Here is a 649-nt window from a genome sequence, read left to right on the forward strand (position 1 = left end):
TACCCAAATCGTTGACAAGTATTGCCACATCTCTAACTCCGTTAAACGTAAGATCATTGTTGGACTCACTAAAGATCATTCTATGACCAGTATCGCTGAAGAGAATGGTGTATCAGTTACTACTGTGCAAAGATACTTAGACCACTGCAGCGCTCAATTTACTCCTTCATTCGATTCTTTGCCAGAACACTTAGCGTTTGATGAATTTAGAGGTGTGGGGCGAAAGCTGCACTTTATCTGTCAAGGTGGCGAAAAACATACCATCGTCGCCATTTTAGAGAATCGTTTCAAAAACACTATTATTAAATACTTTTTGCAGTTCCCGGAAATAGTTAGAAAGACTGTCAGAACAGTAAGTATGGACCTCAACTGCTACTACGGTGATATTGTGCGTCAGATTTTCCCAAACGCCGAGCTTGTCATTGACCGTTTCCATATGGTTCAAATGGTAAACAGATCCTTTATCGGTTTTAGAGTTCAAGTCATGAAACAGTTAGATAAGAAATCCAGAGAATACAAGCTTCTAAAACGATATTGGAAGCTGTATATGAAGAAATATAAGGATCTGGAAGGCAGTAAACAATTTTATGACAGATGTCTTAAAGTCCCGTATACACCGGCTCAAATCGTTGATGAAGGCCTTAAATGC

1 pseudogene is annotated in these 649 nt (G+C 39.1%); it reads left to right on the plus strand.

Features of this window, described 5'->3' with window-relative positions:
• Positions 1-649: pseudogene (locus HMPREF3168_RS08340) on the plus strand (ISL3-like element ISL3 family transposase); the annotation flags it as partial.

It is taken from the genome of Lactobacillus sp. HMSC08B12 (assembly GCF_001808415.1).
Taxonomy (GTDB): Bacteria; Bacillota; Bacilli; order Lactobacillales; family Lactobacillaceae; genus Lactobacillus; species Lactobacillus delbrueckii.